This window comes from Leucobacter holotrichiae, from assembly GCF_055791005.1.
The window spans coordinates 504,323-529,294 of the sequence record NZ_JBVUAC010000001.1; the positions used below are offsets into that span (position 1 = coordinate 504,323).

The window sequence follows — 24,972 nt, forward strand, 5'->3', positions numbered from 1 at the left end:
TCAATGACGGCGAGAAAGAGCCCGAGGCCCTCAGCGGGTCGCGAGGATCAACTCGACGACGGAATCGAGCAGGGCGTCGACCTGATCCTCGTCGTAGCCCCGCCACTGCGAATGGAACACCACGTCGCGCACCTCCGCCGTCGACAGCCCGAGCTCGCGGCGCTCGAACATGTCGAAGATCCGATCGAGGAAGGCATCGACCTGCGATCGGCGGTAACCGGTCGCGAAGATCCCGCGCCGACGGAATCGCCTGCCCCGCGGCCGCTGCATGCGCCCGCGCACCTCGGAGAGGAGCTGGCGCGTCTCATCCCACCAGGCTTCTTCACCCTCTGATCGAACACGAGCGCGACGCTCGCGCTCGAAGAAGACGTCCTCGAGCCGATCCATCGCGGCGTCGACGTAGCGCGCCGCATATCCTCCGCGCTTCACCGCGAACGCCGTACGGCGGACCTCCTCAGCGGTCATGGATGCCTCGCCGGACCCCTCGTAGGCCGCCCGAGCACGATCGAGGAAGGCATCCACCTGTTCCGGCTGATAGCCGATCTGCGAGCCTGTGGCGAGGGGGAAAGAGGAGTGCACCGCACCATTCTGGCGGCTCGCCCGCGGTTCCTGCTGAGAAGCGGCTGTCATCACACCACCCCCAGCACGAGCGCGACGCCGTAGACTCCGACGGCCGACGGCAGCAGCGAGTCGAGCCGATCGAGGAACCCGCCATGACCGGGGATCCAGGAACTCATGTCTTTCACTCCCAGGTTGCGTTTGATGAGCGACTCGGTGAGATCCCCCATGGTCGCCGTGATCAGCACCACGACGCCGAGCACGATCCCGACCCACCAGGGCTGCTGCAGGGCCAGCACCGACACTCCGACACCGACCGCGGTCGCCACGACGGCCGCGCCCGCGAAGCCCTCCCAGGTCTTGTTCGGGCTGATCCTCGGCGTCATCTTGTGCTTGCCCAGCGTGACTCCCGCGGCGTACGCCCCGACATCGACCGAGACCACGATGAGCACGAGCGAGAACACCCACCACTCGCCGCCGTCGACATCGACGAGCAGCACCGCGAAAGACGCCAGGAACGCGACGTAGACCAGCGTGAACAGGCCCGAGAACACGTCGCGCACCAGCGTGCGGGGCGGCGTCTCCCACGCCGGGACCAGGCCCTCGACCAGCCGCCAGACCGTGAGCAGCGCCGAACCGGCGAACAGCCCGAGCAGCATGCCCTCGGCGCCCCAGAAGTAGGCACCGCCGACCACCACCAGGCCTCCGAGCACCACGCCGACGCGTGGTACTCGCCGGCCCGCCACCCGGAATGCGGCCGCGAGCTCGACGAGCGCCACCGCCACGAGCAGCACCACGAGCAGCACGAACACCTGCTTCACGAGCAGCAGGCTCGCGAGGAAGACCACCGCGAACACGAGGCCCGACAGTATCGCGAAGAACAGGTTGCGCCCGGCCCGGGCCTCGATCCTGGCGTTGGTCGCCTCGAGCTGCGCGCGTCTGCTCTCGATCGCGCTGCGCAACTCGTCGCGCCTGTCAGAACCGGCCATGGAGGTTAGACCTCCAGCAGTTCGGCTTCTTTGCGCTTGAGCGCGTCATCGACCTGGTCGATGAACTGCTTGGTCACCGACTCGAGCTCCTTCTCGGCGCGAGCCACCTCGTCCTCGCCGACCTCGCTCTTGAGCGCATCGAGGTCGTCCTTGCCGCTGCGGCGCACGTTGCGGATCGCGACACGCGCGTCCTCGGCGCGCCCCTTCACGATCTTGACGAACTCCTTGCGGCGCTCCTCGGTGAGCTCGGGCAGAGTGACGCGGATCACATTGCCGTCGTTCGAGGGGTTCGCCCCCAGGTTCGGCATGTCGCGGATCGCCTGCTCGATGCCCTTCATCGCGCCCTTGTCGTAGGGCGTGACGATCAGGCTGCGGGCATCCTGATTCTGCACGGACGCCAGCTGCGACAGCGGCGTCGGAGTGCCGTAGTAGTCGACCTGCAGGTTCTGCAGCAGGGCCGGGTTGGCGCGGCCGGTGCGCACCGTAGCGAAGCCCTCCTTCGCGGCCTCGACCGCCCTGTTCATGCGGTCCTTGACATCGACGAAGATCTCTTCGATCACGGTGCTCTCCTTTTGAAACCTTCTGAAACGCTCTGATATCCAGCTTAGCGGTGCACGAGGGTGCCGAGCTGCTTGCCGCGGATCGCCTCGGTCACGTTACCCGCAGGCTCCATGCCGAACACGCGCATCGGCATGCCGTTGTCCATGCACAGGCTGAACGAGGTCGAGTCGACGACCTTCAGCCCCTGCACCAGGGCATCCCCGTAGGTGATCTCCTCGATGAGGGTTGCGTCGGGATCCTTGTTCGGATCCGCGGTGTAGACGCCGTCGACGCCGTTCTTCGCGACGAGCACCTCGTCGGCGTGAATCTCGAGCGCGCGCTGCGCGGCGACGGTATCGGTCGAGAAGTACGGCAGACCGGCGCCCGCGCCGAAGATCACCACGCGCCCCTTCTCGAGGTGCCGGATCGCGCGCAGCGGGATGTAGGTCTCCGCGACCTGCGTCATGGTGATCGCCGACTGCACGCGGCTCGAGACGCCCGCCTGCTCGAGGAAGTCCTGCAGCGCCAGCGCGTTCATCACCGTGCCGAGCATGCCCATGTAGTCCGCGCGCGCTCGATCCATGCCGCGCTGCGAGAGCTCGGCGCCGCGGAAGAAGTTCCCCCCGCCGACCACGACCGCGACCTCGGCGTCGTCCATCGCCGCCGCGATCTCGCGGGCGATCTGGCTGACCACGTCGGGGTTCACCCCCAGCGTCCCTCCCCCGAAGGCCTCCCCCGAAAGCTTCAGCAGCACTCGACGCTTACGTGGGGTCTCGGTCATGGGGTACTCCTTCGCTCGGATGATCTATCAAGTAGCTTATGGGGTGCCGCTGCGTGCGCCGTGCGTTCACCGCCGCACGCAGCATAAGGGCCCGGATCGCAGATGCGATCCGGGCCCTGGAAGACGCTTAGGCGCCCACCTTGCCGCGCGCGAAAGCGGTGACGGTGATCCCCGCGGCGTCGGCGACCTTCTTCACGTCGCGCTTGTCGGGATCGAGGGCGTGCACCTGCTCGCCCAGCACGACCTGCTTGAAGAACGCGTTCAGGCGCCCCTCGACGATCTTCGGCAGAGCCGCCTCGGGCTTGCCCTCGTTCTTCGAGATCTCGGTGACGATCTCGCGCTCCTTCTCGACGTCGGCCTCCGGCACCTCCTCACGGGTGACGTAGAGCGGGTCGGCGAAGGAGATGTGCTGGGCGATGCTCAGCGCAGCCTTCTCGTCGGCGCCCTCGTAGCCCACGATCACGCCGATCTGCGGGGGCAGATCCTTCGAGGTGCGGTGGAGGTAGACGGCGGTGGCCGGAGCGTCGATGCGCGTGACCTTGCGCAGCTCGATGCGCTCGCCGATGATGGCGGCCTCGTCGGTGATGAGCTCGGCGACGGTCTTGCCCTCCGCGGGAGCCGCGAGGGCCTCCTCGGTGGTCTTCGCGCCGGCCGCCACGACGGCGTCGAGCACGCGCTCGGAGAGGGCGAGGAACTTCTCGTTCTTCGCGACGAAGTCGGTCTCGCAGACGAGCTCGATGAGCGTCGCAGCGCCCTCCGACTGCTTGACGGCGACGAGCCCCTCGCTCGCCTCGCGGTCGCCGCGCTTCGCGACGCCCTTCAGGCCCTTGAGACGCAGGATCTCGATGGCCTTCTCGATGTCGCCGTCGGCCTCGACGAGTGCGTTCTTGCTATCGACCATGCCGGCGCCGAGGCGCTCGCGCAGTTCCTTCACAGCGGCCATGCTCACTGCAGCCATGTGTGACTCCTCTGTTTCATGTCATCCTGCGCGCAGTCGCAGGATGTAGTTCTGGTGGTGGTTACTCGGCGGAGGGGGCCTCGGCGGCCGCCTCGGCGGGGGCCTCGGTCGCGGCCTCGGCGCTCTCGGCGCTCTCGGCGGGAGCCTCGGTCTTCTCGGCGTTCAGCAGTTCGACCTCCCACTCGGCGAGGGGCTCGGCAGCGGCCTCAGCACCCTCGGCGGGCTTCTGGTGACGCTCCATGAGGCCCTCGGCGACGGCGTCGGCGATCACGCGGGTGAGCAGCGCGACCGAGCGGATCGCGTCGTCGTTGCCCGGGATCGGGTAGGTGACCTCGTCGGGATCGCAGTTGGTGTCGAGGATCGCGATGACCGGGATGCCGAGCTTCTGAGCCTCGTCGATCGCGAGGTGCTCCTTCTTGGTGTCGACCACCCAGAGAGCCGACGGGGTCTTGCTCATGTTGCGGATGCCGCCGAGCGACTTCTGCAGCTTCTCGAGCTCGCGCTTCTTGAGCAGCAGCTCCTTCTTGGTGAAGCCGCTCGTGGTGCCCTCGAAGTCGAGCTGCTCGAGCTCCTTCATGCGCTCGAGGCGCCCGGTGACGGTCTGGAAGTTGGTGAGGAGGCCGCCGAGCCAGCGCTGGTTGACGTAGGGCTGGTTGACGCGGGTCGCCTGCTCGGCGATCGCTTCCTGGGCCTGCTTCTTGGTGCCGACGAAGAGGATGTTGCCGCCGCGGGCGACGGTGCTCTTCACGAACTCGTAGGCGGCATCGATGTAGCCGAGCGACTGCTGCAGGTCGATGATGTAGATGCCCGAGCGCTCGGTGAAGATGAAGCGCTTCATCTTCGGGTTCCAGCGGCGGGTCTGGTGTCCGAAGTGAACACCGCTGTCGAGCAGCTGACGCATGGTGACGACGGCCATTGCCGTTCTCCTGTTCTGCGCGCCCCTGCGGGCGCGCGCTTGCGGTTGTCATCGGTCGCGAGTGCGACCAGATCCTGGTGCCCCGGGCTCGGCCGCCCTGCAGCGCGTGGAATACGCGAACAGGGACCGTCGGCTTTGCTCCGCTGTGCGGGCACGCGAAGTCATCTCTTTCGAGATGCATCGACCATCTTAGCACCAAGCGCCGCCGCGCGACGGCGCCGATCACGGTAGGACTCCGCTCACAACTGGGCGTTTTCACCCAGAACCCGACTTTCCATCCACATTCGCCGGTTTTCGCGCGGGCCGCCTCCCGGCATCCCTCACGCTGAGCTGCAGGAGGTGCCACATGACCCGCACACCAACCCATAACCAGACCCTCGGCGCGCAGGGAGAGATGCTTGCCGCGGCCTTTCTCGAGAAGCAGGGGTTCATCGTGCTCGAACGGAACTGGCGCAACCGCTACGGCGAGCTCGACCTCGTCGTTCGCGATCGTTCCGCGCTCGTCGCCGTCGAGGTGAAGACCCGCACGGGCGGCGGATACGGGAGCCCGCTCTCGGCGATCACCGCTCGTAAAGCCGCGCGCATCAAGAGGCTGCTCCTCGACTGGGCGCGGGATCGCGGGGCCCACGCCCCGCAGCTGCGCGTCGACGCGGTGGGCATCACGCTGGCCTCGAACGACGCACCCCGCATCGAGCACCTGCGAGGCCTCCTGTGAGTCGCGCGGTCTGCCGCGCCGCGGCGATCACGCTCACCGGACTCGACGGCACCGCCGTGATGGTCGAGGCCGCAGTGTCGCAGCAGCTCCCCGGCATGGCGATCATCGGCCTCCCCGACACCAGTCTGGCCGAGGCGCGGCTGCGCGTGCGATCCGCCACCGCGCAGCTCGGCATGCCCGTCTCAGAGCGCTTCGTCACGGTGAATCTGAGCCCGGCCTCTCTGCCGAAGCAGGGCTCCGGTTTCGACCTCGCGATCGCACTCTCCGCCTTGGCCGCGCTGGGCCATGTGCCGGCGCACGAGCTCTCGCAGACCGCGCACCTCGGCGAGCTCGGGCTCGACGGAGGACTGCGCAGGCCCGCCGGTCTGCTGCCCGCGGCCGTGGCCGCGCACAGTCTCGGCTTCCGCCGCGTCATGGTGCCCGAGGTCTGCAGCGCCGAAGCAGCGCTCGTTCCGAACCTCGAGGTGATCGCGGTAGCAGATCTCGCCGCCGCCGTGGGTTGGTATCGAGGCGAGCGCGATCGTGCGCGAGTTCTGCCCGGCACCGGCGGCGAGCGCGTCGCGACGAACGCACCCGCGACCGCACCCCGTGACGCGGATGATTCGATGCTCGACATGGCCGATGTGATCGGGCAGCCCGAATCCGTCGAGGCGCTCGTGGTCGCCGCTGCGGGTCGGCACCATCTGTCGCTGCTCGGACCGCCCGGGGCGGGCAAGACTCTGCTCGTGTCCCGGCTGCCCTCGATACTCCCCGACCTCACGGACGAGGAGTCGCTGACAGTGAGCAGCATCGCGGCCCTGGGCGGTGTGTCGCTCACCTCGCTCGTGAACCGTCCGCCCATGGAGTCGCCGCACCACACGGCTTCCAAGGTGGCGATCATCGGCGGGGGCGACAGCGGCGGGATACGTCCGGGGGCGATCACACGGGCCTGCCACGGGGTGCTATTCCTCGACGAGGCTCCCGAGTTTCCCGGGACCGTGCTCGATGCGCTGCGGCAACCGCTCGAATCCGGCCGCATCGAGATTCATCGCGCCAGGGTCCACGCCGTGCTTCCAGCGCGCACTCAGCTGGTCCTGGCTTCGAATCCGTGCCCGTGCGGCAACGCCGGGTCGCGGGATCCCGGCACCGAGTGCAGCTGCTCGCCGAGCAAGCGGGTGAAGTATCTGCAGCGCATCTCGGGTCCGCTCAACGATCGCATCGATCTACGGCTCACCGTGGAACGCGTGCCGGGCGTGCTGCTCGCCGATACGGAAGCGGCCCGCCCCTCGAGTGCTGTGCTGCGGCACCGTGTGACCATGGCTCGCGGGGCGGCCGCCGAGCGGCTGCGGGGAACTCCGTGGAGCACGAACGCGGAGGTGCCCGGCAGCTGGCTCCGGGGCTCGGCCGCGAGACTGCCGCGAGCCGATACCGTCGTGCTCGACCGCGCGTATGCCAGAGGGGCGCTGACGCTGAGGGGCTACGACCGGGTGCTGCGCGTCGCATGGAGCATCGCGGACCTCGCGGGCAGGCCCAGGCCGAAACGGGACGAGATCGCGCAGGCGCTCGCCCTTCGGGGCGGTGATCCCCGGTGAACGAGCACGGCGAGGGGCAGGCACGGGCGCTGCTCGACATCGACGCCGATGTGCGCGGGCGAGTGATCCGGCTCGCGCCCGAAGCGGAGGCCGGACAGTCGGAGAGCCTGTTCGCGCGTGCGGTGTGGTCGAGACTCGTGGAACCGGGTGACGCGGTCGCGGGCGCCCTCGTATCGGTCCTGGGACCCGTTCGGGCTCTCGAGCTGCTGCTGGCGTCGACCGCTCCCCGTCGGGTCTGCGAGATCGCTCGCGCAGAGGGGGCCTTCGAGTCGCCTCCGGGCACGGTCGCCAAGGCGTTCGCTCGCTGGCGGCTGCGTCTCGACCGAGCGGCGAGCATCGGCGACCTCGACCGCGCTCTCGATGCGGGGATGAGCATCCTGGCTCCGGGATCCCCGCACTGGCCGAGCGCGCTCGATGATCTCGGGCGGCACGCGCCCCTGCTGCTCTGGACGCGGGGCGATGCGTCTCAGCTCGCGGCGTTCTCGGTCGCGGTGGTGGGGGCGCGGGCGTGCACGGGGTACGGCGCCGGTGTGACGGCCGAATTCACGGAGGTCCTGTGCTCCGCGGGCGCGGTCATCGTCTCCGGCGCGGCGTACGGGATCGATGCCGTCGCGCATCGCACGGCGCTCGCCGTCGGCTCGCCCACCGTCGCGGTGCTGGCCGGCGGCGCGGACCGCGCCTATCCGAGCTCGCACGGCCCTCTGCTGACACGCATCGCCGAGGCGGGCGCGGTCTGCTCCGAGATGGTGCCGGGTGCGGCACCCACCCGGTGGCGATTCTTGCAGCGGAACCGAACGATCGCGGCTCTTTCCAGGGCCACGCTCGTCACCGAGGCCGGGATGCGATCGGGGTCGCTCAACACGGCCGGGCACGCGGCGGAGCTGGGGCGGCCGCTCGGGGCCGTGCCCGGAGCGGTGACCAGCTCTGCCTCGGCCGGATGCCATCGCCTGATTCGCGACTACGGCGCCGCGCTCGTCACGAACGAGGCGGAGGTCAGGGAGTTCGCGGGACTCGGCGATGATCTCGAGCTCTTCGGCAACGCCGCGGCCGCGGGATCCGCCGGTGGCGGCAGTGCGGGTAGCGGCGGCAGCGGGGGCGGATCCGAAGGGGCGCGCCAGCCCGCGCTGCACCGGCGCGTGCTCGACGCGCTTCCGCTCCGAGGCGCCCGCGATCTCCCGGCAATCGCCCGGCTCGCCGGCGTCGACGAACAGGAGGCGAGGGGCGCACTCGCCGAACTCGAACTGCTCGGCGCCGTGGCGCGTCGCGAAACACCGGATTCCCCCGGCACCGCGTGGGTACTGGAACGGCGAACATAGGCCACCCCATTCCCGACCCTCCGAGATACGGATCTTGCAGCCCCTTCCGCGAAGCGGCATGCAAGATCCGTATCTCGGAGGGAGCGCTCAAATGCCCGAGCGCGCCGAAGGGGCGCTGAAGCGGCGAACCGCCGCTCACGGGTCATGACGGGCTGGACACGAGCTGGGCTGGACACGAGCTACGGTTCTTCGAAGCGCCCCTGGGCCAGGGGGCTGAGAACTCGGAGGAGCACACCTCGTCCCCGCAGCTTCCCGCCGCGATCCGATAGAGAGACGGAGAAACTGGCGGAGGCGATGCCGCAGCGGCGAGAATGAGTGCATGGATCTGACGGCGGCGATCGAGGCGTTCATCGCCGCCGTGCGCCTCGAATACGGGTACTCCGAGCACACGGTACGCGCCTACGCGCGAGATCTGCACGATTTCGCGGAGTTCGCCGAGCAGGCCGACGCCCGCACCCTGTCCGAGTGCGACCTCGAGCTCATGCGCGGGTGGCTCTGGCAGCGGCAGCAGCGCGGCCTCGCGGCGAGCACTCTCTCCCGCAACGTCGCCACGCTCAAGTCGTTCGGCTCCTGGCTCGAGCAGCGCCGCCTCGTGCCGGGCAACCCTGCTTCGAGGCTGCGCGCCCCGAAAGCCCAGCGAGACCTCCCCCGGGTGCTCGCCGACGAGCAGATGAAGCGCCTCCTCGAACGCGCAGCCGGGCGCGCCGAGAGCGGAGACCCGGATCAGCTGCGAGATCACGCCGTCCTCGAGCTCCTGTACGCCTCGGCGCTGCGCGTCTCCGAGCTGTGCTCCCTCGACCTCGACAGCATCGACCGGCGCGAGCGCACCGTGCGAGTGCTCGGCAAGGGAAACAAGGAACGCGTCGTGCCGCTGGGCGGCCCTGCCGCAGCAGCCGTCACCGCCTATCTCGAATCGGGGAGACCGGCTCTTTCGGCCAGATCCGCCGGGTCCGTCGAGGCGGCGCTCTTCCTCGGCAGCCGCGGCGCGAGGCTCGGCAGCAACGCCGTGTACCGGCTCGTCGCACGCGAACTCGAGCGGGAACCGGGCGGAGGCCCGCGCGGCCCGCACACGCTGCGGCACACCGCCGCGACCCACCTGCTGAACGGCGGAGCGGATCTGCGCGTCGTGCAGGAGCTGCTCGGGCACTCCAGTCTCGCCAGCACACAGGTCTACACCCACGTCTCCACGGAGAGGCTCGCCGAGAGCTACCGACAGGCGCACCCCCGCGCATGACCCGCCTTCACCAGGGCAGCAGCACCGGCCGGTGCATGAGGTATCGCAGCGGATTCACGTATTCGCCGTCCACCCGCACCCCCAGGTGCACGCACTCACTCGAACAGTGGCCCCCGACAGCCGCCTCGCCGAGCAGCGCACCGCTCGCCACGCGGTCTCCCGGAACGAGGTCGCTCGCCACCGGCTCCAGCGAGTAGACGGTCCGCTCGTCCACCCTCACCGAGATCACGGCCCGATCCACTACAGTCCCCGTGAAAGACACGGTGCCCGCCGCGGGCGCGGCGACCGTCGCTCCCGGTGCCGCTGCCAGGTCGATTCCGCGGTGCCCCGAACCGTAGCGGTGCGGGGGCGCGCGATAGGGCCCTGTCACCTCGAGGGCTCCCGTCGGCGACACCCAGAGGGTAGCCGCAGTGCTGCCCGCGGCGGGCGCGGGTCTCGTCTCGATGCCCGTGTCCGAGACGCTCGACGACAGGCCGGTGATGAGCGCGGCAGCCGCGAGAAGCACGAGGGCCGGTGTGCGAAGTATGGTCATGCCCCGACTGTGCCATCGCACCGACAGCGCAGGGGCCGGATCCTCACGATCTGTGGAGAAGTGATCCCCTGTGCCGGCGGAGGTTCATCTGTGAGCGAAGCAGTCGGACAGACCGTCCCCGGCCGCTACTCGTCGAGCGACAGCTCCTGGGGCAGCTTGAACTCGCGGGCCGAGAGCTCCTCGACGTTCACATCCTTGAATGTAAGCACCCTCACCGACTTCACGAAGCGGTCGGAGCGATAGACGTCCCACACCCAGACGTCACTCATCGAAAGCTCGAAGTAGAAGTCGCTTCCGGCGTCCTGCCGCTTGAGATCCACCTCGTTGGCCAGGTAGAAGCGGCGCTCAGTCTCGACGACGTAGCGGAACTGACTGGCGATGTCGCGGTACTCGCGAAACAGCGACAGCTCGGCCTCGCGCTCGTAATCGTCTAGCTCGTCCTCGTTCATCCACCCCATCCTACGCCGTCCTCGCGAGCACTCCGCTCCCCGACGAGGGCGAGACACGCCGAGATTGACTTACTCGAACATATGTTCGAATATTGCTGCATGAATTCCCCCGCGACCGTTCGCTCGCTCCAGCAGCGCATCACCGAGATGCAGCCGCTGCGGCTCGACGATCGCGCGCTCCCCACAGCGGCAGGGCTGCGTCGGCTGTTCCCGGGCGGCGCCCTGCGGAAGGGCGCCAGCTACGCCGTTCACGGATCATTCCAGCTCGCCCTCGCGATGCTGGCCGAGGCCTCGTCCACCGGCGCGTGGTGCGGCGTGATCGGCTGCCCCGCATTCGGGGCCGAAGCCGCCGCCGCGCTCGGGGTCGCACTCGACCGCTGCGTACTCATCCCCGATCCGGGTGCGGACGCGGTGGGATTGGCTGGCGCGTTGAGCGAGATCCTCACCCTCGTCGTCGTGTGCGGGGTGCAGCACCCCCGTCCGACCGCTGTCGAACGGGTCTCGGCGCGGCTCCGCGAGCACGGATCGGCGCTGGTCGCGGTGGGCGACTGGCCCCGTCCCGAGAGCACGCTGCGGGTCACGGCATCTCACTGGAGGGGGCTCGGTCAGGGGCACGGGCTGCTCGAGGATCGGGAACTCATCGTGCAGACTCAGGATCGCCGGGGCGTCGGTCGCCACGCCGTGCGCTTCACGGGCGGCGCGATCGCCGACCCCGATGCCGGCGAAGTGCGCAGGCTGGTGCTCCGATGAGTGGCGGACTCGGGAGCAGCGCCGCGGCGAGCACGGCTTCGAGCGCGGCTTCGAGCGCGGCTTCGAGCCCGGCTGAGCGGATCATCGTCTTCTGGGTCCCCGACTGGCCGGTGATCGCCCACTTGCGGGAGGCCGAGGCCGCAGGGGCTGAGACTCAGGAATCGCCGCACATCGCGCTGGTCGCGGATCGCCGGGTGGTGGCTTGCTCGGGCGCGGCGCGCGCCGAAGGGGTGCGCGCGGGGCTGCGGGAGGCCGAGGCGCAGTCCCGCCTCCCGAGCCTCGCGGTGCACCCGCATGACCCGGAGACCGACGAGCGCCGATTCGCTCCGGTGATCGCGGAGCTCGAACGCCTCATCCCCGGAGTCGAACCGCTCCGTCCGGGTCTCTGCGCCATGCGCGCTCGCGGCCCCGCCCGCTATTACGGGGGTGAGGAGAGCGCCGCAGCGGCGATCCTGGCGCTCGCCGCGAAGTTGGGCCTGGCCGAGGCGCGAGTCGGGATCGCCGATGGTCGCTTCGCCGCGGAGCAGGCCGCCCGCGCCGGCTCGGGCGACCCCGCGGTGACGGCGCCCCGGGAGGGCGTGCGCATCGTGCCCCCCGGTGCCGCGGCGGCCTTCCTGAGCGATCTCCCCGTGTCGCGCGCGGCAGAACCCGCCCTCGCCGAGGTGCTGAGCGGTCTCGGCATTCGCACGCTCGGCGCACTGGCCGCGCTTCCCGAGGATGCGGTGCGACAGCGGTTCGGGGCCGCCGGGGTGACTGCGCATCGGCGCGCATCCGCTTCGGGCCCGCGGCACGGCTCCGAAGTCCGGCCTCGGCGACCGATGCGCGACCTCGCGGTGGAACTCGCCCTCGAACCTCCCGTGGAGAACTCGGAGCAGCTCGCGTTCGCATGCATGGCGCTCGCCGAGCGCTTCATCTCGGGGCTCGCAGAGGACCGCCTCGTCTGCACCGGGCTGCGCGTCGAGCTCACCGACGATCTCGGCGTGCGGCACGAGCGGGTGTGGGCGCACCCGCATCGTTTCACGGCCGCCGACGCGGTCAATCGCATCCGCTGGCAGGTCGCCGCACTGCCGTCGAAGCATACGCCGGAGGAAGGCGGGAGAGAGGGCTCGGGTATCGTCCTGGTCCGCCTGTCCCCCGCGCACACCGATCGCGCCTCCGCTCATGAGCCCGGACTGTGGAGCGCCGAACCCGACGCGCGGGTGCACCACCACCTCAGCAGGGCCCAAAGCCGACTCGGACACACCGGTGTCGGCACGGCGGAACTCGCCGGCGGGCGAATGCTCGCCGCGCGGCAGCGCTTCGTGCCGTGGAACACGGCCCATTCGGCGCAGCACGCAGCGCGCGACTCCGCCGCCGGCCCCTGGCCCGGAGCTCTGCCGGGGCTGAAGCCCAGCCTCGTCTTCCCCGAGCCTCTCCCCGCCGAGCTTCGAGACGAGCACGCCCGCGCAGTGGACATCGACGAGGAGGATCTGCTCACCGCTCGGCCTGCACGCCTCCGCGTGGGTCCCACCGCATTCGACGCCCCCGTGAGCGGCTGGTCGCTCCCCTGGCCCGTGCGAGAGCAGTGGTGGCGAGGCGCTCCCGAACGGTTCAGGCTGCAGGTGCAGCTCGGCGACGGCGATGCCTGGTTGCTGCTGCACGAGCGGGGGCGCTGGTACGCCGAGGGGAGGTACGACTGATGGGCTGGCAGAACTCGCCGCTGTCGTGGCGGGAATTCGAGCGACGGCTCTCGGGGCGCGCCCCGGATACCGTCGAGCCCGATCCCGCCCCCGATCCCGGTGCGGTTCTCACTCCCGCCACTCCTCCCGATCCCGGGTCTTCGGCCCCTGCCGTCCCCTACGCCGAGCTGCACGCGCATTCCCACTTCAGCTTCCTCGACGGTTCGTCCTCGCCCGAGCAACTCGTCGCGGAGGCCGCGCGCCTCGAGCTCACTGGGATCGCGCTCACCGACCACGACGGCTTCTACGGAGCCTCCCTGTTCGCGGAGGCCGCCGAGGCTCAGGCCAGAGAGGCGAAGCGAAAGGAGCAGGAGAGGGAGGATCGTGACGGGGAGGAGAGCGGGGACGGTCAAGACGGCATGCAGGGGCACCAGCCGCTGCTCACCGTCTACGGTGCCGAGCTCTCGCTCGGGCTCGATGCCCCTCAGCTGGGCGCCGCCGACCCGACCGGCACGCACCTGCTGGTACTCGCGCGCCAGGCGGAGGGGTATCACCGCCTCGCCGGAGCGATCACGGAGGCGCAGCTCGCCGGCGGCGAGAAGGGCAGGCCCGTCTACGATCTGGAAGCATTGGCAGCGGCTGGGAAGGACCACTGGGTGATCCTCACCGGCTGCCGCAAGGGCGCCGTGCGCCGAGCCCTCGCGAGAACGCACGGGTCGGCCTCGACCCGAGAGATCGGCGACACCCTGGCGCTGGCGGAACTCGATCGCCTCACCGCGCTCTTCGGCGAGGAGAGCGTGTACGTCGAGCTCACGAATCACGGTCACCCCGGCGATGACTCCGTCAATGCGCGTCTCGCATCCCTCGCCGCTGAGCGAGGCCTCCCCACGGTCGCCACGGGCAATGTCCATTACGCCACCCGGGAGCAGTCCCCGCTCGCCGAGGCCATGGCCGCGGTCCGCGCGAGGCGCAGCCTCGACGAGCTCGACCCGCACCTGCCGGCGACCGGATCCGCCCACCTGCGCAGCGGAGCCGCGATGCTCCGCAGGTTCGCCCGTCACCCCGACGCGGTCGCGCGCACCGTTCCGCTCGCCAGGGAACTCGCCTTCCCGTTGAAAGCCGCGCGCCCGAAGCTCCCGAAGCAGGATCTGCCCGAGGGGCACACGCAGATGAGCTGGCTGCGCAAGCTCGTGTGGGAGGGCGCAGAGGCACGCTACGGAACGCCCCTCCCCGAGCGCAACCGGGCCCGGCTCGAGCAGGAGCTCAAGGTCATCGAGCTGAAAGACTTCCCCGGCTACTTCCTCATCGTGCACGATCTCGTGAGCAAGGCTCGCGAAATGGGGATCCTGTGCCAGGGACGAGGATCGGCCGCGAACTCCGCCGTCTGCTACGTGCTGGGCATCACGGCGGTCGACGCGATCTTCTACGACCTCCCCTTCGAGCGCTTCCTGTCGAGCCTGCGCGACGAGGAGCCCGACATCGACGTCGACTTCGACTCCGAGCGGCGCGAGCAGATCATCCAGTACGTCTACAACAAGTACGGCCGCCGCAACGCGGCGCAGGTCGCGAACGTCATCAGCTACCGACCCAAGGCGGCGATTCGCGACGCCGCCAAGGCGCTCGGCTACAGCCCCGGGCAGCAGCGAGCATGGACCAAGGGCCTGGAGCGCTGGAGCGGCATCGAGGACGATCCCGAAAGCCCGATTCCGGCTCCCGTGCAGCAGTTGGCCCGGCAGTTCCTGAAGGCTCCGCGCCACCTCGGCATCCACTCCGGCGGAATGGTGCTCACGGAGCGGCCCGTGGGCGAGGTCTGCCCCATCGAGCACGCCCGCATGGACGACCGCACCGTGCTGCAGTGGGACAAGGACAGCTGCGAGACGATGGGCCTCGTCAAGTTCGACATGCTCGGGCTCGGCATGCTGAGCGCCCTGCAGAAGACGATGGACATCGTCGCGGCGAGCACGGGCGAGCGGTGGACGCTCGACACGGTTCCCAAGGAGGAGCCCGGCGTCTACGACATGCTCTGCCGAGCAGACGCGGTCGGCGTGTTCCAGGTGGAGAGCCGGGCGCAGCTGAACACCCTGCCGCGATTGCTCCCGCGGGAGTTCTACGACCTCGTCATCGAGATCGCGCTGATCCGGCCCGGCCCGATCCAGGGCGGAGCCGTGCACCCCTTCCTGCGGCGCAAGAACGGCCAGGAGACCGTGACCTATCCCCATCCGCTCCTCGAACCCGTGCTCAAACGCACCCTGGGCGTGCCCATCTTCCAGGAGCAGCTCATGCAGATGGCCACGACCATCGGCGACTGCGACGGGGAGGACGCAGATCTGCTGCGCCGCTCGATGGGCTCGAAGCGCGGCGAGGAGCGGATCGAGAGCTTGGAGGCGAAGCTCTTCGCCGGGATGAAGCGCCACGGCATCCCCGACGACGCAGCCGCCCGCCTCTACGAGCAGATCAAATCTTTCGCCGACTTCGGCTTCGCCGAGAGCCACTCGCTCAGCTTCGCACTGCTCGTCTACGTCAGCTCATGGTTCAAACTGCACTACCCGGCGGCCTTCCTGGCGGGGCTGCTGCGCTCCCAGCCGATGGGCTTCTACTCCTCCAGGGAGCTCGTGCAGGACGCGCGGCGGCACGGGGTCGAGGTGCTGCCGCCCGATGTGCAGCGGTCGGCGGCCGAGGCCGATCTCGAAGCGCTCGCGGGCGCGGATCCCGGGCGCGGACCCTGCCTCACGGGGCTCGACTCCTGTCTCGATCCTCATCAGCCCGCCGCCGGCCCCTTCGATCCGGGCGCACGCGACACCAGTGCCGCCCACCGCCGCGACGGCGCCTTCGCAGTGCGGCTCGGCCTCACCGCGATCCGCGGCGTCGAGGCCGCGGCGGCGAAGCGCATCGCCGAGGCCCGAGCGCAAGCACCCTTCGCAGATCTCGCGGATCTCGCCCGACGGGCCGACCTGGATCGCAGCAGGATCGAGGCACTTGCGGCGGCCGGCGCCTGCGAGAGCCTCGGGATCTGCCGCCGGGAGGCGCTCTGGTCGGCAGCCCCGGCGGCAGACAACCGCGAGCGCTTCCTCCCGGGTATCGCCGTGCACGTGCAGCCACCACTGCTCCCCGTGCTGAACCCCGCCGAGCAGACCGCGCTCGACATGTGGACCACCGGAGTGCCGCTCACCGCGCACCCGCTCGAACTGCTGCGCGACTCGCTCGATGCGAGAGGAGTGGTGCGCTCTGACGGGGTACGCCTGATACCGCCCGGAACTGTGGTTGAGGTCGCAGGCCTCGTCACGCACCGCCAGCGACCCGGCACCGCCGGCGGCATCGTCTTCGTGACGCTGGAGGACGAGGCGGGCAGCGTCAACGTGGTGACCTGGCGCGATGTCTGGCTGCGCAACCGACTCGTGGCGCGGTCCTCCCCCGCGCTCGTGGTCCGCGGCATGGTCGAGCGCTCGCCCGAGGGGGTGATCAACATCATCGCCGACGCTTTCGAACCGCTGGCCGCACCGGCCGGCGTCACCTCGCGCGACTTCCGCTGAACTGCGCCGACCCGGCACCGGATATGCTGGCGGCGTGCACACGTCAACGGCTCTCCTCACGGACCACTACGAGCTCACCATGGTCGACGCCGCCCTGCAGGCGGGCACGGCCCACCGCGGCAGCGTCTTCGAACTCTTCGCGAGACGCCTCTCCGGCGCGCGGCGCTACGGTGTGGTCGCCGGCACGGGCCGTCTGCTCGACGCGATCGAGCGCTTCCGCTTCACCGAAGCCGAACTCGAGTATCTGCGCGAGCGACAGGTCGTGAGCTCCGCGACCCTCGACTGGCTGGCCGACTTCCGTTTCTCAGGCGACATCTGGGGCTACCCCGAGGGCGAGGTCTTCTTCCCCGGCTCCCCCCTCATCACCGTCGAATCGAGCTTCGCCGAGGGCGTGCTGCTCGAGACTCTCGCGCTCAGCATCCTCAACGCCGACTCGGCCGTCGCCACCGCGGCCTCGCGCATGAGCCACGCCTCGGGCGGCAAGCCCCTCGCCGAGATGGGCTCGCGACGCACCGGCGAGTACAGCGCCATCGCCGCCGCACGCGCCGCATACCTGGCCGGCTTCAGCGCCACCTCGAACCTCGAGGCGGGCCGGCTCTACGGGATCCCGACCATGGGCACCGCCGCCCACAGCTTCACACTGCTGCACGACAGCGAGCGACAGGCCTTCGAGGCGCAGGTCGCCGCCCTCGGCACCGACACCACCCTGCTCGTCGACACGTACGACATCGAACAGGGGGTACGCACCGCCATCGAGGTCGCAGGCCCCGAGCTCGGCGCCGTTCGCATCGACTCGGGCGACCTTCCCGTGGTCGTCGCGCAGGTGCGCCGGCTCCTCGACGAACTGGGCGCCACCCGCACGCGCATCACCGTGACGAACGATCTCGACGAGCACACCGTCGCGGCGCTCGCCTCGGCCCCCGTCGACAGCTTCGGCGTCGGCACGTCGGTCGTGGTCGGCTCGGGCACCCCCACGATGGGTATGGTGTACAAGCTCGTCGCCCATCAGAACGATGCCGGCGAGTGGATCTCGGTCGCGAAGAAGTCGGCCGAGAAGGCATCCGTGGGCGGTCGCAAGAGCGTGCGCCGCAGCTACAACCCCAGGGGCACCGCGACGGCCGAGTTCATCCTGCTCGGAGACGGCCCCGGCGGTGAACCGGAGGGTGGGGAGCTGCCCGGCAAGACCCGTGAGGTGCTCGTCCCGCTCGTGCGGGCCGGCGAGATCCTGCCCGAGCACATCGGCACCGAAGGGCTGGCAGCGGCCCGTGAGAGGCACCGTATGCGCCTCGCCGAGCTGCCTCCGGTAGCCCTCAGCCTCACCCGCGGCGATCCCGCGATCCCCACCGAGTACGTCTAGGCAGGGACCCTGCGACTGCGCACAGGATGACCGACTGCGTCGGTCACTTCTTCATGCGCTCGTACACCCGCTTGCAGTCGGGGCAGACCGGGAACTTCTCGGGATCGCGCGACGGCGTCCACTTCTTGCCGCAGAGCGCGCGCACCGGCTTGCCGGTCACGGCCGATTCGAGGATCTTGTCCTTGGGAACGTAGTGCGAGAAGCGCTCGTGGTCGCCGTCCTCGATCTGCGAATCCTCGAGCAGCTTCTCGAGCTCGCGGTCGAGCACATCGGTGCCCCCGCCAGCGGTATCCGGATCACGCGAGAAAATACCCATGGCGCAATTGTACCTCGCGGCTGCGCGGAACGTCAGTCGAAGACCTGGGTGACCGCGATGAGCTCGGGCCCGCTGCGATCGAAGAGCCATCCGCCGATCAACACGCCGAGCAGCAGCACGACCAGGCCGTATCCGACGCCGAACGCGAGCGCCCACATGTTGCTCACGAACTCGACGTCGAGGATCGCGCTGACCGCGAACCACACCGGGGGCACGGCGAGCAGCAGGGCGAAGATCATCGACAGCGTCTGCGCGAGCCCCGATCCCGATCCCGACCACTGCGGCTGGGAGAAGGGGCTGTCGCCGGGGCGCGTCGCCGGGTAGGGCATGAGCACCGAGAACACGCTCGACACCGCGCACGCCGCGAAGAGCACCGCCACGTTCATGCCGATCACCGCCGGCAGCACTCGCCACTCGCCGAGGATCGTCACCGTGATGCTCGACCCGATGAGCGCGAGCGGCAGGCCGATGAGCAGCACCGGGGCGAGGCGACCCGCGCGATCCGCACGACCGCGGATGCCGCTCGCCACGTGCTCCCAGATCGCGGTCGAGTCCATCGACACGTCGTTGTGCTGCGACCAGCCGAGCAGCAGCAGGATGACCGGCAGCGGCACGAGCGACAGCGCACGCAGATCGGCGCCCGCCACGGCGAACGCGATCAGCATCACGAGCGGTGCGATCGGGATCGCGAAGAGCGCGACGCGGTATCGCGGATCCCTCGCCCAGTAGGTGAGCTCGCGCGCCGCGATCACCTGGCCGGGCTGCGCCGCGAAGCGCTCGAACCAGCCGAGGCCCGAGCGAGCGGCGTCGGGGGCGACAGGGCGGTCGACCCGCTGATTAACGAGGTTCACGAGGGGGAACCAGACGAGCAGCAGGATCAGGATCGCGCCGACCGTCACGGCGAGGCGCAGCAGAGCTCCGTCAAGATCGCCCGCGGCCGCCAGAGCCAGTGCTGCGAAGGGCGCGCCGAACGGGGTCCAGCCCGCGACCTCGGCACCCGCGGAGGCTGCGGCCGACCCCTCGGCACCGAACGCCGTGGCGGCCGCGAACACGGCGACCGGCAGGAAGGCGACGAGCAGCACCGCGCCCACCGTGCGAATCGTTCCGGCGTTGCGCGCTCCGGCGATCAGCTTGGAGAGCGTCGAGGTCACACGCACACTGCAGAGGGCGAGGGTCGCAGCGAGCAGCAGCGCGACGGGAGCGATCCAGCCGGGCTCGGCCCACTCGGGCCGCAGCACGCCGAGAGCGATCAGCCAGACCAGCAGCAGCAGGAAAGGCCAGGTCACGATCGAGGTCAGCAGCAACGAGAACCCGATGGCGCCGGAGCTCACGGGGAACTGCACGAACTGCCGCGGCTCGAGGTTGCGCCGATTCTCGAAGAACGGCACCACGAAGACCGCCGCGAGCACGACCGTGCCGATGATCACGTCGACGATCGCGCGATCGGAGCCCTCGGGCAGCAGCCGAGCGGGCAGTACTGCGAGGAGAACCGCAGCTGCGGCGAGCAGAACGTAGAGCAGCGAGGTGCGCAGGCCCTTGACGAACGACCCCCTGAACGCGCCGCCCAGCAGCGCTACTCGGAGTCGGAAGAGCCGTGCAACCACTCCAGCCCCTTCCTTGCATCGCTCATGCCGGTCAGACGGGTGAACCGCTCCTCCAGGCTGAGGCCGTCGCGCACCGCGTCGACGGTGCCCTGCGCGATGACGCTGCCGTCGACGATGATCGAGACGTGGTCGCAGACACGCTGGATCAGGTCGAGGCTGTGGCTCGACATGACCACGCTGCCGCCGCCGCCCACGAACTTCTCGAGGATCTCAGTGACGTTCGAGGCCGAGACCGGGTCGATCGCCTCGAAGGGCTCGTCGAGCACCAGCACCTCGGGGGCGTGGATCATGGAGCAGGCCAGGGCGATCTTCTTCTGCATGCCGGCCGAGTAGTCGGAGACGAGGCGGCCGAGCGCCGACTCGAGGCCGAACGCCTCGGCGAGCTCCGCCGAGCGCTGCGCTACCGTCCCCTCTTCGACGCCGTGCAGCACACCGCAGTAGTAGAGCAGCTGCGCACCGGTGAGGCGGTCGAACAGGCGCAGGCGGTCAGGCAGGGTGCCGATGAGACGCTTCGCCGCGGGTCCGTCGCTCCAGACGTCGACGTCGCGCACGCTCACGCGCCCCGAGGTGGGACGCAGCAGGCCGCTGATCATCGAGAGCGTGGTGGTCTTGCCCGCACCGTTGGGGCCGACCACACCGGTGAAGGAACCCTCGTGCACCTCGATCGAGACCTCGTTCGCGGCGACGAGGGAGCCGTAAGTCTTGGTCAGCATCTCGGTGCGCAGCACGATCGGCTTCTGCTCGGCCAGCCGGCCGCGCTCCCTCGCTCGCACCACCGAGGGCACGGGCACTTGAATGCGACCGGTGCGCGGCGGAGCCGCGGAGGCGGGCTCGGCCGCGCTCCGGCTCTCAGGAGATTCACTTGCGGCACCGCTCCCGGCGTCGCTCGAAGTACGGCTCGGGCGCACGCGCGGCGAACCGGCTGGGGCTGCCGGAGCACCGCCGGATCCGGCGCCCCGCGGGGGCGTCGCCTCTCGGTCGTCGAAAACCGGTTCGCTCGGCCTCGAGCTCTCTTCCGGCTCGGAAACAGGATCGGTCGAAGGCGATACGGGCGGCACGTGTCTAATTTATCAAATCATCGGGCTCGGAGAGTGTGCGCTCGCCGGGAGCCGGAAACCGGCAGAATGGCAGTGTGACTTCTTACCCCCGATCCCGCTCTTCGCGGGCGACGACGTGGCATTCGCTGTGGATGCTGAGTCGTCGCGACCTGAAGGTGCGGTACTCGACCTCGACGCTCGGCTACCTGTGGTCGATCCTCGATCCCCTGCTGATGAGCCTGATGTACTGGTTCATCTTCACCCAGGTGTTCCACCGCACGGTGGGCGAGGCACCCTATATCGTCTTCCTGCTCACCGCTCTCATGCCATGGGTGTGGGTGCAGGGCGCGGTGAGCGACTCGAGCAACGCGTTCCTGCGCGACCTCAAGCTCGTGCGATCGGTGGCGCTGCCCCGATGGATCTGGGTCGGGCGCATCATCTGCACCAAGGGGGTCGAGTTCCTGCTGAGCATCCCGGTGCTCGTGCTCTTCGCGATCTTCAGCGGCGCCCACGTGGGGTGGGGCGTGGTGCTGTTCCCGCTCGCGGTCGTGCTGCTCGCGGCCTTCACGCTCGGGATCGGCCTGATCCTCGCACCCCTCGTCGTGTTCTTCCGCGACCTCGAGCGCGCGATCAAGCTGCTGCTCCGAATGGGCTTCTACGCCTCGCCGGTCATCTACGGCGCCGCCGACCTGCCCGAGTTCGCCCAGCCGCTCGCCTGGCTCAATCCGCTCTCGGGCATCTTCGCGCTCTTCCGCGCGGGATTCTTCCCCGATCAGCTCGACTGGCCGCTCGTCGCCACCTCTGCGGGCCTCACCGCGGCCATCCTTGCCGCGGGCATCATCCTCTTCAACCGTTCCATCGGCGGCGTCCTGAAGGAGCTATGACGTGAGCGATGCAATCATCTCCGTACAGGGACTCGGCATCCGGTTCCGCCGCAACCGCGGATCCCGCCGCAGCTTCAAGGACCTCTTCGCCGGTCGCCGACGCCGCGGCCGCCCGGGCGAGTTCTGGGCGCTGCGCGAGGTCTCCTTCGACGTTCGACCGGGTGAGGCGATCGGCGTCGTCGGCCGCAACGGGCAGGGCAAGTCGACGCTGCTCAAGCTCGTCGCGGGGGTGCTGCTGCCCGATGAGGGCTCGGTGACCGTGCACGGCGGGGTCGCCCCCCTGATCGAGATCACGGGCGGCTTCGTCGGCGACCTCACCGTGCGCGACAACGTCAACCTCGCGGCGGGCCTGCACGGTCTCAGCCGTCGCGAGATCGCCGACCGATTCGACGACATCATCGAGTTCGCGGGTGCCGAGGAGGTGATCGACACTCCCTTCAAGCACCTCTCCAGCGGCATGAAGGTGCGCGTCGCCTTCTCGGTCGTCTCGCAGCTCGACGAGCCCGTGCTGCTCGTCGACGAGGTGCTCGCCGTGGGCGACAAGGCGTTTCGGGCCAAGTGCTACCGGCGCATCGAAGAGCTGCTGGCCCAGGGCAAGACCCTGTTCCTCGTCTCCCACCGCGAGGGCGACCTGCGCAGGTTCTGCACCCGGGGTCTGTATCTCAACAAAGGCCGTCTCGCGCTCGACGGACCGATCGAGGACGTGCTGGATCGCTACAACACGGACCATCCCGTGTGATCCGCGCCCTCCCCCGCCGCGGGGAGCGCGGCGGAGCGGCCGCCGGCCGCGGCATCGCGCCGCCGCGGCCGGAGCGCGGCGCGCCTAGCGCGACCGCCACTCCGCGGCCTTCGCGAGCAGCCCCTCGATGGCTTCGTGGAAGCGGCGGGTGGGCGCCCCCGGCGAGGTGTCCCCGAAGTAGTGCTGGGACCAGGTACCGAGCCGTTCACGCGCGGCCTCGTCGCCGATCACGCGATCCAGCACCGACACGATATCGCCGGCCTGATCCGCGTCGAGCCATTCGCAGACGCTGAGGTACCCGCCCTCGTCCACCTCCGCCTCGGGAGCCACCGGGCGGGTCACCATGAGCGGCTTGCCCGTGGCGAGACGGTCGTAGACCATCGCCGAGATGTCGCAAATAGCGACATCGGGCAGGCTCAGCTGCCAGCCGAGCGCCGGCGAAGTGTCGTAGACGTGCTGCGCCGCCGGATCCCGCCGGTTGGCCTCCTCCAGCATCTCGATGACCCGGGCGTTCGCGGCGCCGAACTCCGAGTCGACCACCCCGCTGCGGGGGTGCGGGCGGTACACGACCCGGTGCCGGCCTGTGGCGATCAGCTCGCGCACCAGCCTTTCGCCGTGGGTCGCCACGGATCCGTAGCACGCGGCGGGACGATCGCCCTCCCACGTAGGGGCGTAGAGCACCACCGTGCGGTCGTCCGGCACGAACGGCGGGGTGCCGGTGAGATGGTCGGCCTGCGGGCGGCCGATCGGGATCGTGCGCCGGTCCACGTCGTAGTCCCAGAGCGCCTTCGACAGGCGCGACCGTGCGGCGTCGCCCGCGACCAGCGCGCAGTCGTACGTCTTGTACTGGTTGCTGGTCATGTACATCTTGTCGCTCTCGCCGTGATTGACGAACACGTGCCAGCGCTGCCCGTAGCGCATCATCTGGAAGTTGCGGGTGTTCTGATTCACGTACAGGATCACTTCGAGGGGCTGCTCCTCGATGACGCGCTCGATATCCGTGACCTTCTGCACGAAGGCCACGTCGAGACCGCTCTCCTGCATGAGCTGCCGCGCGCCGGCCGCGTTGCGCGCGAGCACCAGCACCGGCCACCGCTTCGACAGCTCCTGCAGCGGCGCGTACCACTGGCGCATCTGATAGATGTTGACGTCGCTGTCGGCGAAGTAGACGCCCACGCGGAAGCGCTGCTCGGGCAGCGGGCCGCGCTCCTGGAGCCGGGCCCTGAGATCGAAGTAGGCGCGCCGGCCCTTCAGCACACGTTTCGCAAGCCGCACCGCGCGCTTCGCGTCTTTCGCCAGTTGCATCCCCTCAGAATATCGCGCCTCCTCTGAGTCCCACCCGGATCCCGACACCCCCGACTCCGTGATCGAGATGACGCCTGTGGCCCCCGACAGCGCCGGTGAGGGGCGCCCCGCGTCATCTCGATCACGTGAAAAGAGGTATCAGCCGCCCTCGACGCTCCTGTGGGAAGATCGACGGGTGACTCTCCCGCCCCTCCCAGAGCTGCCCGCCGTGAGCTACATCATGCCGGTGCTCAATGAGGAGGCGTATCTGGAGACCGCCGTGCTCACGATCCTCGCCCAGGACTACGCGGGCGAGAAGGAGATCGTGCTCGCCCTCGGCCCCTCGCGGGACCGCACCGATGAGATCGCCGCTTCGCTCGCGGAGCGCGATCCTCGGGTTCGCCTCGTCGAGAACCCCGCGACCCACATCCCGACGGCTCTCAACCTGGCCATCGAGGCGAGCCGCTTCCCCGTGGTGGTGCGCGTGGACGCGCACTCAGAGCTCACGCCCGACTACACCCGGCGCGGCATCGAGGCGCTGCGCCGCGAGAACGCGGTCAACGTCGGCGGCGTGATGCGCGCCGCCGGTCGGGGGCCGGTGCAGTCGGCGATCGCACGGGGATACAACAGTCCGTTCGGCCTCGGGGGCGGCGCCTATCACGGCGACGGGGAACCCGGGCCCGCCGAATCGGCCTACCTCGGCATCTTCCGCCGAGAGGCGCTCGAGGCCGTGGGAGGCTACGACCCTACGATCCTGCGCGGCGAGGACTGGGAGCTCAACCTGCGCATCCGCCGCGCGGGCTACCTCGTCTGGTTCGAGCCCGTCCTCGGCGTCACCTACTGGCCCCGCGCCTCCCTGGGCGATCTGGCGCGCCAGTTCTTCGCGACCGGCGCCTGGCGCGCCGTGCTCGTGCGGCGCTACGGGCGCGCGAACCCCTGGCGGTTCTTCGCCCCCGGACTCCTGGTGCTCGGGATCGCGGCGAGCCTGGCGGGGCTCGTGCTGCTCGTCTGCGGGGTTCTCCCCTGGGGTTCCGGGTGGTCGCTGCTGCCGGTGCCCGCGCTGCTGTACCTGCTCGGGATCGCCTACGCCACCGCACAGATCCCCGATCAGCGAGGACTGCGGGATCGCCTCCTCACCGCGGCGACGCTCGTGACCATGCACCTGAGCTGGGGATCCGGCTTCCTCCGCGGCATCGTGCTCGGGGGCGGCCGCGTGGTCGACCGCTCGCGCGTGTGAGGGACCGCGCACCGGTC

23 protein-coding genes are annotated in these 24,972 nt (G+C 69.8%); 11 read left to right on the forward strand and 12 right to left on the reverse strand.

Annotated elements, in window-relative coordinates; genetic code table 11:
- Positions 1-30 precede the first annotated feature (30 nt).
- The 6 genes from AC0KXF_RS02385 to rpsB form a co-directional block, all read right to left on the reverse strand.
- The gene (locus AC0KXF_RS02385; protein WP_473107675.1) at positions 31-579 is read right to left on the reverse strand and encodes a DivIVA domain-containing protein; all 549 of its coding nucleotides are present in this window, start codon (positions 577-579) and stop codon (positions 31-33) included.
- A 50-nt stretch (positions 580-629) separates the two neighbouring features.
- Positions 630-1,547: a phosphatidate cytidylyltransferase gene (locus AC0KXF_RS02390; RefSeq protein ID WP_473107676.1), complete on the reverse strand. Its 918-nt coding sequence runs from the start codon at positions 1,545-1,547 to the stop codon at positions 630-632.
- A 5-nt stretch (positions 1,548-1,552) separates the two neighbouring features.
- Positions 1,553-2,071, reverse strand: a complete 519-nt coding sequence (gene frr / locus AC0KXF_RS02395) for a ribosome recycling factor (protein WP_473107890.1) — start codon at positions 2,069-2,071, stop codon at positions 1,553-1,555.
- Positions 2,072-2,151: 80 nt separating this feature from the next.
- A complete protein-coding gene (gene pyrH / locus AC0KXF_RS02400) occupies positions 2,152-2,868 on the reverse strand; it encodes a UMP kinase (RefSeq protein ID WP_473107677.1) in 717 nt (238 codons plus the stop codon).
- A gap of 127 nt (positions 2,869-2,995) precedes the next feature.
- Positions 2,996-3,826 (reverse strand): translation elongation factor Ts, encoded by an 831-nt coding sequence (tsf, locus tag AC0KXF_RS02405; RefSeq protein WP_473107678.1) that lies wholly within the window; start codon positions 3,824-3,826, stop codon positions 2,996-2,998.
- Between the two features lie 61 nt (positions 3,827-3,887).
- Entirely contained in the window at positions 3,888-4,742 is an 855-nt protein-coding gene (gene rpsB / locus AC0KXF_RS02410) for a 30S ribosomal protein S2 (RefSeq protein ID WP_473107679.1), read from the reverse strand.
- Positions 4,743-5,088: 346 nt separating this feature from the next.
- Between rpsB and AC0KXF_RS02415 the strand changes: the two genes are divergently transcribed.
- From AC0KXF_RS02415 to AC0KXF_RS02430, 4 genes are all read left to right on the forward strand, one after another.
- Positions 5,089-5,457 (forward strand): YraN family protein, encoded by a 369-nt coding sequence (locus AC0KXF_RS02415; protein ID WP_473107680.1) that lies wholly within the window; start codon positions 5,089-5,091, stop codon positions 5,455-5,457.
- On the forward strand, positions 5,454-7,028 hold the full coding sequence (locus tag AC0KXF_RS02420) for a YifB family Mg chelatase-like AAA ATPase (protein ID WP_473107681.1): 1,575 nt from the start codon (positions 5,454-5,456) through the stop codon (positions 7,026-7,028). The genes AC0KXF_RS02415 and AC0KXF_RS02420 overlap by 4 nt, the downstream gene beginning before the upstream one ends.
- Positions 7,025-8,344 carry a DNA-processing protein DprA gene (gene dprA / locus AC0KXF_RS02425; protein ID WP_473107682.1) on the forward strand — a complete coding sequence of 440 codons (1,320 nt, stop codon included), beginning with the start codon at positions 7,025-7,027 and terminating at the stop codon, positions 8,342-8,344. The genes AC0KXF_RS02420 and dprA overlap by 4 nt, the downstream gene beginning before the upstream one ends.
- 319 nt (positions 8,345-8,663) lie before the next feature.
- Positions 8,664-9,578 carry a tyrosine recombinase XerC gene (locus tag AC0KXF_RS02430; protein WP_473107683.1) on the forward strand — a complete coding sequence of 305 codons (915 nt, stop codon included), beginning with the start codon at positions 8,664-8,666 and terminating at the stop codon, positions 9,576-9,578.
- A gap of 7 nt (positions 9,579-9,585) precedes the next feature.
- Here AC0KXF_RS02430 and AC0KXF_RS02435 read toward each other — a convergent pair whose 3' ends face one another.
- Both AC0KXF_RS02435 and AC0KXF_RS02440 read right to left on the reverse strand, forming a co-directional pair.
- The gene (locus AC0KXF_RS02435; protein WP_473107684.1) at positions 9,586-10,110 is read right to left on the reverse strand and encodes a peptidoglycan DD-metalloendopeptidase family protein; all 525 of its coding nucleotides are present in this window, start codon (positions 10,108-10,110) and stop codon (positions 9,586-9,588) included.
- Positions 10,111-10,235: 125 nt separating this feature from the next.
- Entirely contained in the window at positions 10,236-10,559 is a 324-nt protein-coding gene (locus AC0KXF_RS02440; protein WP_017884881.1) for a DUF2469 domain-containing protein, read from the reverse strand.
- A gap of 99 nt (positions 10,560-10,658) precedes the next feature.
- Here AC0KXF_RS02440 and AC0KXF_RS02445 point away from each other — a divergent pair, with 99 nt between their 5' ends.
- The 4 genes from AC0KXF_RS02445 to AC0KXF_RS02460 are packed head-to-tail and all read left to right on the forward strand — an operon-like array spanning position 10,659 to position 17,854.
- Positions 10,659-11,309, forward strand: a complete 651-nt coding sequence (locus AC0KXF_RS02445; RefSeq protein ID WP_473107685.1) for a hypothetical protein — start codon at positions 10,659-10,661, stop codon at positions 11,307-11,309.
- Positions 11,306-12,988 (forward strand): DNA polymerase Y family protein, encoded by a 1,683-nt coding sequence (locus tag AC0KXF_RS02450; RefSeq protein ID WP_473107686.1) that lies wholly within the window; start codon positions 11,306-11,308, stop codon positions 12,986-12,988. The genes AC0KXF_RS02445 and AC0KXF_RS02450 overlap by 4 nt, the downstream gene beginning before the upstream one ends.
- On the forward strand, positions 12,988-16,497 hold the full coding sequence (locus AC0KXF_RS02455; protein WP_473107687.1) for an error-prone DNA polymerase: 3,510 nt from the start codon (positions 12,988-12,990) through the stop codon (positions 16,495-16,497). The genes AC0KXF_RS02450 and AC0KXF_RS02455 overlap by 1 nt, the downstream gene beginning before the upstream one ends.
- Before the next feature lie 34 nt (positions 16,498-16,531).
- Positions 16,532-17,854 carry a nicotinate phosphoribosyltransferase gene (locus AC0KXF_RS02460; protein ID WP_473107688.1) on the forward strand — a complete coding sequence of 441 codons (1,323 nt, stop codon included), beginning with the start codon at positions 16,532-16,534 and terminating at the stop codon, positions 17,852-17,854.
- A 43-nt stretch (positions 17,855-17,897) separates the two neighbouring features.
- Here AC0KXF_RS02460 and AC0KXF_RS02465 read toward each other — a convergent pair whose 3' ends face one another.
- The 3 genes from AC0KXF_RS02465 to AC0KXF_RS02475 are packed head-to-tail and all read right to left on the reverse strand — an operon-like array spanning position 17,898 to position 20,559.
- Positions 17,898-18,170 carry a DUF3039 domain-containing protein gene (locus AC0KXF_RS02465; RefSeq protein ID WP_223044277.1) on the reverse strand — a complete coding sequence of 91 codons (273 nt, stop codon included), beginning with the start codon at positions 18,168-18,170 and terminating at the stop codon, positions 17,898-17,900.
- A 32-nt stretch (positions 18,171-18,202) separates the two neighbouring features.
- Positions 18,203-19,774, reverse strand: coding sequence for a hypothetical protein (locus AC0KXF_RS02470; protein WP_473107689.1), 1,572 nt, complete (start codon positions 19,772-19,774; stop codon positions 18,203-18,205).
- Positions 19,744-20,559 (reverse strand): ABC transporter ATP-binding protein, encoded by an 816-nt coding sequence (locus AC0KXF_RS02475; RefSeq protein ID WP_473107891.1) that lies wholly within the window; start codon positions 20,557-20,559, stop codon positions 19,744-19,746. Before AC0KXF_RS02475 ends, AC0KXF_RS02470 begins: the two co-directional genes overlap by 31 nt.
- Before the next feature lie 347 nt (positions 20,560-20,906).
- On the opposite strand from AC0KXF_RS02475, the gene AC0KXF_RS02480 reads away from it, so the two are divergent.
- Positions 20,907-21,695: an ABC transporter permease gene (locus AC0KXF_RS02480; RefSeq protein ID WP_473107690.1), complete on the forward strand. Its 789-nt coding sequence runs from the start codon at positions 20,907-20,909 to the stop codon at positions 21,693-21,695.
- 1 nt (position 21,696) lies between these two features.
- Complete coding sequence (locus AC0KXF_RS02485; RefSeq protein WP_473107691.1) at positions 21,697-22,434, forward strand: ABC transporter ATP-binding protein; 738 nt, start codon at positions 21,697-21,699, stop codon at positions 22,432-22,434.
- Positions 22,435-22,518: 84 nt separating this feature from the next.
- Here AC0KXF_RS02485 and AC0KXF_RS02490 read toward each other — a convergent pair whose 3' ends face one another.
- On the reverse strand, positions 22,519-23,739 hold the full coding sequence (locus tag AC0KXF_RS02490; protein ID WP_473107692.1) for a CDP-glycerol glycerophosphotransferase family protein: 1,221 nt from the start codon (positions 23,737-23,739) through the stop codon (positions 22,519-22,521).
- 175 nt (positions 23,740-23,914) lie between these two features.
- Here AC0KXF_RS02490 and AC0KXF_RS02495 point away from each other — a divergent pair, with 175 nt between their 5' ends.
- On the forward strand, positions 23,915-24,955 hold the full coding sequence (locus tag AC0KXF_RS02495; protein WP_473107693.1) for a glycosyltransferase family 2 protein: 1,041 nt from the start codon (positions 23,915-23,917) through the stop codon (positions 24,953-24,955).
- The last annotated feature ends 17 nt before the right edge of the window (positions 24,956-24,972 follow it).